Genomic DNA, 8,202 nt, shown 5'->3' with positions numbered 1-8,202 from the left:
GCCAAACCTGGAATTTAGGACGGGATTTATCTACGCATTTACATCATTATCTTGCTGAATTTGTCAAGCCAAAAACTTGGGCAGATTTAGGGTTTATAGCGGTGGCGAAGGGGCCTGGTAGCTTTACGAGTACCCGTATTGGTATTGTGACGGCCCGGACGCTGGCGCAGCAATTGGATATTCCTTTGTTTGCGATTTCGACATTTGCAGCGATCGCATGGTCGGAAATAGAAAAAAGTCAGAGTGAGGAGGCTTCGTCCAGCAATGCGATCGCACTGCAAATGCCTGCCCAACGCGGTCAATTATTTACAGCCATTTATCAGCTATCTCCATCGGATTTAGGACTCACTCCGCTGTTGCCAGATGCCGTGCTAACTCCAGAGGAATGGCAAAAAACGTTGGATAATTGGCAAGCTCCCTATCAGCTCATTGATATTCCTGCTGAAAGTGAATTGGGGACATCGGTTGTGAGTTTGCTACAGCTAGCTTATTTGGATTGGCAACAGGGCAAGCGCCCACATTGGTCAGAAGCACTGCCGTTTTATGGTCAGCATCCGGTAGAGACAAAGTGATGAGGCGAATTTCAGCTGACAAAAACAGGAATAGGGGCAGCATAGCTTGTATATTACGCTAAAACGGCTCACCATTAAATCTGTTTTTGCACAGACTAATGCCTATGTCATCTGTGGAAGCGGCCTCTCAAAACACCAAGGTATTTATCAGCTACCGTTCTCAACCGCCGGATAGCAGTTTGGCTGAGGAATTTTATACAGCCTTAAAAGCCGCCGGATACCAACCCTTTATGGCAGCAAAAAGCATTCGGTTAGGTGAAAATTGGCCTCAGCGAATTGATGAAGAGTTGGAGCAAGCGGATTATTTTTTGCTGTTGCTGTCGGAGAAATCAGTGACAAGCGAGATGGTGACGGAGGAGGTGCGACGGGCGAGAGAATTGCGCGATCGCCATAATGGCAAACCTAGAATTTTGCCCATCCGGGTGTGCTTTCCGATGAATTCTCCAGTCACGCTTAACTATGACTTACGCGGCTATTTGCAACGGACTCAACAACGGGAATGGAACTCGCCTGCTGACACTCCGGCAATTTTAGAGGAACTTCTGAGTCTGTTGTCGGAGGATGGTAAGGGTGCAAAGCCTTGCACTCCCGCGGAATCGACAGAATCGGCAGACTCAACCGAGGAATTAGTAACCGCTACAACTACAACAGAGAGTCTTGATCGCCCTCCGTTACCTGTGGCAGAACCCGAATTGCCAGGGGGACAGGTGGATTTGGCGTCGGCATTTTATGTCAAGCGTCCTCCTATTGAAGAGCGTTGTTTTGAAGCGATCGCAAAACCAGGTTCTCTCATCCGCATTAAAGCACCCCGACAAATGGGGAAAACGTCGCTAATGGCGCGAATTCTTCACTCAGCGGAAGCCAAAGGCTGTTTGAAAGTGCCGTTGAGCTTTCAGTTAGCTGATGGGAAAGTGTTTGCCGATTTGGATAAGTTCCTTCAATGGTTTTGTGCCGGTATTGGACGCAGGCTGAGGCTACCGAATAAGTTAGGGGATTATTGGGATGAGATTTTTGGCAGTAAGGATAACTGCACGGCTTACTTTGAGGAATATCTCTTAGCCGAAATCGATAAGCCTTTAGCCTTGGGGTTGGATGAAGTTGATTTAGTCTTCGAGCATCCCGAAATTGCCTCTGACTTTTTTGCTATGTTACGCGCTTGGCATGAGGAAGCGAAGAATCGCGAGATTTGGAAGAAATTGCGGTTGGTGGTGGTGCATTCGACGGAAGTTTATATTCCGATGAATATCAATCAGTCGCCATTTAATGTTGGTTTACCCATTGAGTTGCCAGAGTTTACCTCACAACAAGTGCAGGATTTGTCGCGGCGGCACGGATTGAATTGGAATGCAACTCAAGTTGAGCAGTTAATGGCAATGGTGGGGGGACATCCTTATTTGGTGAGGGTGGCACTCTACAATATTGCTCGACAGGATATGACGCTGGAACAATTATTGCAAGAAGCACCGACAGAAGCGGGAATTTATGGCGATCATCTTCGCAGGCATTTATGGAATTTGCAGCAGCGTCCGGAGTTGGTGGACGCGGTTAAACAGCTTGTTGCTGCCAGTCAGCCAGTTCGATTGGAGTCGGTGCAAGGGTTTCAATTAGAAAGTATGGGGATTGTGCATCTGCAAGGAAATGAAGTGATTCCTCGTTGCGATTTGTATCGGCGGTATTTTAGCGATCGCCTTTTAGGCGGTGCCGAAGCCAATCGCTTGGGGGTTAACTGATGAGTATACAACCCAACTCAGCCTATGAATATCAAGTTGGCGGCGCTTTACCGCCTGATGCCCCCAGCTATGTTGTGCGGCAAGCCGATCAAGACCTGTACAATGCCTTGAAGGCTGGAGACTTTTGCTACGTCCTCAATTGCCGACAGATGGGTAAGTCCTCCCTCCGGGTGCAAACCATCCGCCGCTTGCAAGCTGAGGGTGTTGCCTGTGCATCCATTGATATTACGGCAATTGGCAGTCAACAAGTTACCCCAGATCAGTGGTATGCCGGTATCGTCCGCCATCTGGTAAGTAGTTTCAATCTGGAAATCAATCTTCGGAGTTGGTGGCGCGATCGCGATTTTCTTCCTCCAGTCCAGCGACTTGATGAGTTTATCAAAGACGTGCTGCTGGTGTCTGTCCGCCAATCAATCGCTATTTTTGTTGATGAAATCGATAGCGTTCTCGCCCTCAAATTTCCAACTGACGATTTTTTTGCCTTTATTCGATCCTGCTACAACAACCGTGCCGACAATCCTGAATACAATCGCCTCACGTTTGCACTGTTGGGTGTGGCAACTCCATCGGATTTAATTCAAGATAAAAACCGGACTCCGTTCAATATTGGTCGCGCCATAGAATTATGTGGCTTTCAATTCCATGAAGCCGAGTCTCTTGCTCAAGGGTTAGCGCCTAAAGCCAGCAATCCCCTAAACCTGTTGCGGCAAGTCTTGGCTTGGACAGGAGGGCAACCATTTCTAACTCAAAAACTCTGTCAATTTGTGTTGGCTGCCGAATCTCCAATCTTAGACGGTGAAGAAAAGGCATGGATTGAGCATGTGGTGCGATCGCGCCTGATTGAAAACTGGCAATCCCAAGATGAGCCAGAGCATTTGAGAACGATACGCGATCGCCTTTTAAGACGTGGAGAGCGCACGGCTCGATTGTTAGGAATATATAAACAAATCTTGCAATATGGCGAAGTAGTCGCCGAAGACAGCCCTGATCGAATGGAACTACAGCTTTCAGGATTAGTCGTTAAGCAACTCGGCAACTTAAGAGTTTATAACCGCATCTACGCCACCGTATTTGACCAGAATTGGGTTGACAGAGCATTGGCAGATCTGCGCCCTTATGCTGAAGCCCTACTAGCTTGGTTAATGTCTAAGTGCCAGGATGAGTCATGTTTGTTACGAGGACAGGCATTGCGAGATGCCCAAAAATGGGCTGTGGGTAAAAGCCTGAGTGTTGAAGATTATCAGTTTTTGACAGCTAGCCAAGAGCGCGAAAATCGAGAAGTACAACAAGCATTTGAAGAAATTAAAAAGGCGGCAGAGGCAGCTCCTCTACGTGGAGTTACAAGGCCAGCGGGAAGGAGAACAACGGATGAAGTCTTGTGGAAAATTGCTGCAATATTCGGAATTTCCGCTCAGGATTTCCCTGACTTGAATCATCCAGCGTCGGAAGCCCGTCAAGCAAGTGGTAGAGATGTTCCTACCCGCATTGAAGAGCGGGACTTGCAAGAACAACAGCCATCATTTCTTAGTACATTAGCATCAACACAAGGAACTTTTTCAGCTTTTCTTGCTCCTCTCACGAGGAACACATTTAAACAAGTTATAACAGAGATAGAGAAAAAACTGGAAATTTTCAACCAAACCCTATCGATGTTAGATAGCCTGATGGATGCACAGGGGGTTGATGACCTCTTGGAAGAAATATTGCGTTCCATCACGTTAAAAACAGGGGAACTCTTGAGGGCTGATCGTACCACCATTTTTGTGGTGGATGAAGAGAGAAACCAACTGTGGTCAATCGTTCCTAAAGATAAGGGAGGAGACTCCCTAGAAATTCGTATCCCTATCGGTCAAGGAATTGCGGGTGAGGTGGCAGCGACAAAGCAGGTTATTAATATTCCCTATGATTTCTTTGATGATCCGCGTTCATATGCAGCAAAAGAGCAATACGAAAGAACAGGGTACCGCGTCTATACAATGCTGGCTATACCTGTGTTAAACGAACAGGGCAATGTAATTGCCATTGTCCAACTCTTAAATAAATTAAAATTCCCGCATGACCCCAATGCTCCCTTAGAGGAGAAAATTGACCCTAAGAGTTTCACGACTGAAGATGAGTCTATTCTTGAAGAGCTTTCCTCATCAATTCGCCTAATTATGGAATCATCAAGGTCATTGCGACAGGCAAGGCAGAAACAACAAGCTGCTCAAGCTTTAATCGCTGCTGTGAACAACAGTAGCTTAGATCTGGAAGAAACCTTTAAGAGGCTCATGGAGGAAGCCAAGCAATCGACTAATGCCGATCGAAGTTTTGTGTGGTTAATTGACAGCGATCGCAACGATTTGTGGACAAAAGTACCTATCAATGGCGTTCTACAAGAAATTCGTATTCCGATATCAGTAAATAGTTTTTTAGGTAGAGTAGCTCTCAGAGGTGAAACCCTCAATATATGGTTTGACTTGTACGATTATTCTGAAGCTGGAGCTAGTAATGCCAAACAAACCGATCAGAGAACAGGATATCGCACCTGTAGCTTGTTATGCATGCCTGTGTTTAATGCCGATAGTGAGCTGATTGGTGTCATGCAATTAGTGAATAAAAAGAAACAGGGTGAATTTCCTCCTTACGATCCTGCCAACTGGCCTCAAGCACCGGAGTGCTGGCAAGCAAGTTTTGATAGCACCGATCAAGAATTCATGAAGGCGTTCAACATTCAAGCAGGTGTTGCTCTTCAAAATGCCATGTTATTCTCTAAAGTTAAGCAAAGCGATCAACGAAAAAATGATATTTTAGAGAACTTGTCAGCCGGGATATTGTCTACAGATAAAGAAGGACGGATTATTGCCTTAAATGCGCGGACAAAAGAGCTTTTAGGCTTGAACAATCAAGAGAAAATTGAAGGAATCCTAATAACTGAAATTCTTCAATTTAAAGAAAAAGAAAGTAATTTTTCTAAATGGATTAAAGCTGCCTTAAAAGCAACTAATCAAGAAGATCATCAGCAATACTATCCTGAACAGACTTTAATTTTACCAGATGGCGATGAACGTAGTGTTAATCTATCAATTACTGCCAAAATAAATCCTGATAACACTAATCAATTGAGTGGGCTTTTAATTGTCATTGATGAAATTAGCGATATTCAGCGATTGAAGAGTGTGGGGTATCGCTACATGAGTCAGGATTTAGTAGAACAGTTACTCCAAAGCGAAGAACCAAAATTAGGAGGCGATCGCAGAGAAATTTCTGTCTTATTTTTAGATATTCGTAGCTTCACAACTTTAACCGAAAACATGGAACCGGAAGGGGTCGTTAGTTTTCTCAATGAATATTTTGAAGTAATGGTAGAACCCGTTATTAAGTACAAAGGCACTCTAGATAAATATATTGGCGATGCGATGATGGTGACTTTTGGCGCAGCGTTGCCGTTGCCCGATCATCCTTGGATGGCAGTACAAAGTGCGATAGAAATGTGTGATCGGCTGCGAAATCTTAATTCTCATCGTATTAGATACGGTAAGCCCGAAATCAAAATCGGTATTGGGATTAATTCCGACACCGTAATCGCAGGGTATATGGGTTCCAGCCGATATGGGCAGTTTACTGCAATTGGAGATGGCGTCAATTTTGCCTCTCGTTTAGAAGGAATTACTAAACTATACGGCTGCGATATTATTATTAGCGAACATACATTTTCGCCCTGTGCAAATTTGATTCAATATAGAGAATTAGACTATATTTACCTTAAAGGTAAGAGCCAACCCATCAAAATTTACGAAGTTGTGGGCTTACGTTCTGACCCAATTTCTCAGCAACAACAAGAGGTAATTGAGCTTTACCATAAAGGCCGCGAATATTACCTCAAGCGTCAGTTTCGCAGAGCTTGGAGTGAATTTGCCACTATTATTGAAGAAATCGATCCTCAAGACAAGGCAGCACAACTCTACATGGAGCGAAGTCAATACTGTCTCCAAAATCCTCCTTCCGGTGATTGGGATGGTGTCTGGAAGCTTACAGAAAAATGAAGACCAGCGCGATCGGATTTTGGAGAGAGAGCGCGATTGCCTACGGCACCAGCATAACTGATCGCAACCAGTGTTTAAAACCTGTTTAACAAGAGGTTGTACATCTAAAGATTTTCCAGAAACTCTTCAACAGAAACTCCAGCTTGATTCAGAATACTCTTGAGTGTTCCAACAGCTATGGTCTTGCGATGTAGTGGAACAACACAACCCACTTCAATTATTTCCTGTTCTTCCCTTTCCTCCACAAGTTGTTTTTTCTTTCATTACATGACTCCCCCGTTGCCGTACTCGAACAAAGCCTAACCGTTCCAAGGCACGAATAACTTCAGAAGCCTGTATTCGTGGTAGCTTATCCACTAGTTACCTCAAATGTGGTTAGCAACCGACGAGGTGCAGTTTCAGGAAACGGGAACTCTTCTAAATACAGTTCAGTCGCTTCCTTCAAATTAATGATGGCTTCTTCAATCGTCTCTCCCTGGCTAGCCGTTCCTACCTCTGGACATTCAGCAACGTAAACATCCTCTTCCCAATAAAGGATTGCTGTAAAGGTCTGAGTTTTTTTGTCCTTAGTCTGTATCAATGAACTCATAGAACGATGGAAGATATTTGTTCAAATGGTATCAAAATTCATTTAGATTGGACAATAAAAATTTTATCCCCAGACCAGAATGCAACCAAGGTAAAGCGCTAATACGAACTTGATATTATGGGTCATTTAAGCCTGAGGAATTAGTAGCTTCACAACGCTTGACGCCTTAAAAAAGGAAGAAGAGATTCGCTAACTTTTGCCGACCAATGGTCTTGAGGATAATGCCCACCTTCTTCAATCTGAACAAGTTCCACGTTTTTAATGTCCTTAGCAAATTGCTGTGCAAGTTCAAAAGGAAGCCAGGGGTCTTTCATTCCCCATACAATCAAAGTGGGTTTTTTCCAGTTGCGAAAACCCGATTCAATTTCTGCCATTGACGACTTCATCTGAATATTTTTGATTGTCGCTACTAGACTTCGCCCCGGATCGGAACTCTTGAGGAAGGGTTTACGATAAATGTCTAAATCCTTGTCTGAAATCCGGTAACGGCTACCCCCTTCCAATGTTCGGTCAACTAATAGAGGGTCTTGCGTTAACATATCTCCCACAAACAGCAATCCCCACTGCTGCATCGTCCAGGGTAATTTGGCGTCAGAGGTTAAGGGTGTATTGAGAATGGCGAGGCGCTCAATCTGATCAGGGTAACGCAGGGCGTACTGAAGGCCAACAGAAGCGAGAAATCCTTGAACAACCAAATGAAATCGCTTAATAGAGAGTGCCTGGAGAAACTCTGCCAAGGCGCTGATAAAGGCATCGGGAGTATAAGCAAAGTCTCGTTTGTCAGGTTTTGCGGATAAACCCGAACCAATCCAGTCCGGTGCGATCGCTCTCAACCCTTTTTCCGCTAAATCGGGCATCAGTGCTGTCCAGCAATAACTATGGGAGGGCAACCCATGCAGCAGCAGCACAGGCAACTCCTCGCTTCTACCAATTGGGGTTGCTTCCCGATAGAACCACTTCAGCGACCCAGCCTCGATTGATTGTTCACTTATAGACACGTTGGTTTCCTGCACCGTCGATTGTGGTTTGAGCTTAACCCTGAGTGGGATGCCAGAGCAAGCCTTACTCCTGTGGGGATTAATTGTCAAGAAATAACAACATAACAGAAATCCTGCCCCAGAATGGAGTTCACTTGCCTTAAATTGTCTTAATAATTAAGCATTCTTTGTAATAGCCCTTAACTTGAGGAGATTTGGCATGAATGCAGTTGAACAAGCCAGAAGCTTAGAATTTACGACCAAAATTGCTGCGATCGTCAATTTGTTTAAGTCGGAGTTCCCCGATGC

General features: G+C 44.8%; 6 protein-coding genes and 2 pseudogenes. 4 read left to right on the top strand and 4 right to left on the bottom strand.

Annotated features, from left to right (window positions below; translation table 11 throughout):
- The 4 genes and pseudogenes from tsaB to V6C93_RS38760 form a co-directional block, all read left to right on the top strand.
- Positions 1–572, top strand: a 572-nt coding sequence (gene tsaB, locus V6C93_RS17155; protein ID WP_333477888.1) for a tRNA (adenosine(37)-N6)-threonylcarbamoyltransferase complex dimerization subunit type 1 TsaB, incomplete at its 5' end; no start/stop codon positions are given.
- 137 nt (positions 573–709) lie between these two features.
- Positions 710–2,302 (top strand): annotated as a pseudogene (locus V6C93_RS17150) (AAA-like domain-containing protein); the annotation flags it as partial.
- Positions 2,302–3,366: pseudogene (locus V6C93_RS38765) on the top strand (AAA-like domain-containing protein); the annotation flags it as partial. The pseudogenes V6C93_RS17150 and V6C93_RS38765, both read left to right, overlap by 1 nt.
- Before the next feature lie 363 nt (positions 3,367–3,729).
- Entirely contained in the window at positions 3,730–6,327 is a 2,598-nt protein-coding gene (locus V6C93_RS38760; RefSeq protein ID WP_414644199.1) for a GAF domain-containing protein, read from the top strand.
- Between the two features lie 104 nt (positions 6,328–6,431).
- Here V6C93_RS38760 and V6C93_RS38755 read toward each other — a convergent pair whose 3' ends face one another.
- From V6C93_RS38755 to V6C93_RS17125, 4 genes are all read right to left on the bottom strand, one after another.
- Complete coding sequence (locus V6C93_RS38755; protein ID WP_333477885.1) at positions 6,432–6,539, bottom strand: type II toxin-antitoxin system HicA family toxin; 108 nt, start codon at positions 6,537–6,539, stop codon at positions 6,432–6,434.
- A 1-nt stretch (position 6,540) separates the two neighbouring features.
- Positions 6,541–6,684: a type II toxin-antitoxin system HicA family toxin gene (locus V6C93_RS38750; RefSeq protein WP_333477884.1), complete on the bottom strand. Its 144-nt coding sequence runs from the start codon at positions 6,682–6,684 to the stop codon at positions 6,541–6,543.
- The gene (locus tag V6C93_RS17130; RefSeq protein WP_333477883.1) at positions 6,677–6,916 is read right to left on the bottom strand and encodes a type II toxin-antitoxin system HicB family antitoxin; all 240 of its coding nucleotides are present in this window, start codon (positions 6,914–6,916) and stop codon (positions 6,677–6,679) included. The genes V6C93_RS38750 and V6C93_RS17130 overlap by 8 nt, the downstream gene beginning before the upstream one ends.
- 149 nt (positions 6,917–7,065) lie before the next feature.
- Positions 7,066–7,914, bottom strand: a complete 849-nt coding sequence (locus V6C93_RS17125) for an alpha/beta fold hydrolase (RefSeq protein WP_333477882.1) — start codon at positions 7,912–7,914, stop codon at positions 7,066–7,068.
- Positions 7,915–8,202 lie beyond the last annotated feature (288 nt).

Origin of the sequence: Allocoleopsis sp. (assembly GCF_036703385.1) — a bacterium.
Lineage (GTDB): Bacteria > Cyanobacteriota > Cyanobacteriia > Cyanobacteriales > Coleofasciculaceae > Allocoleopsis.
Note: the sequence above shows the minus strand (reverse complement) of the source record. Positions and strands in the feature narration are given on the sequence as shown.

What these genes read in the sequence shown, in the direction of transcription:
- V6C93_RS17130 (WP_333477883.1), bottom strand. Translation starts at nt 6,916, where the DNA reads ATGAGTTCATTGATACAGACTAAGGACAAAAAAACTCAGACCTTTACA.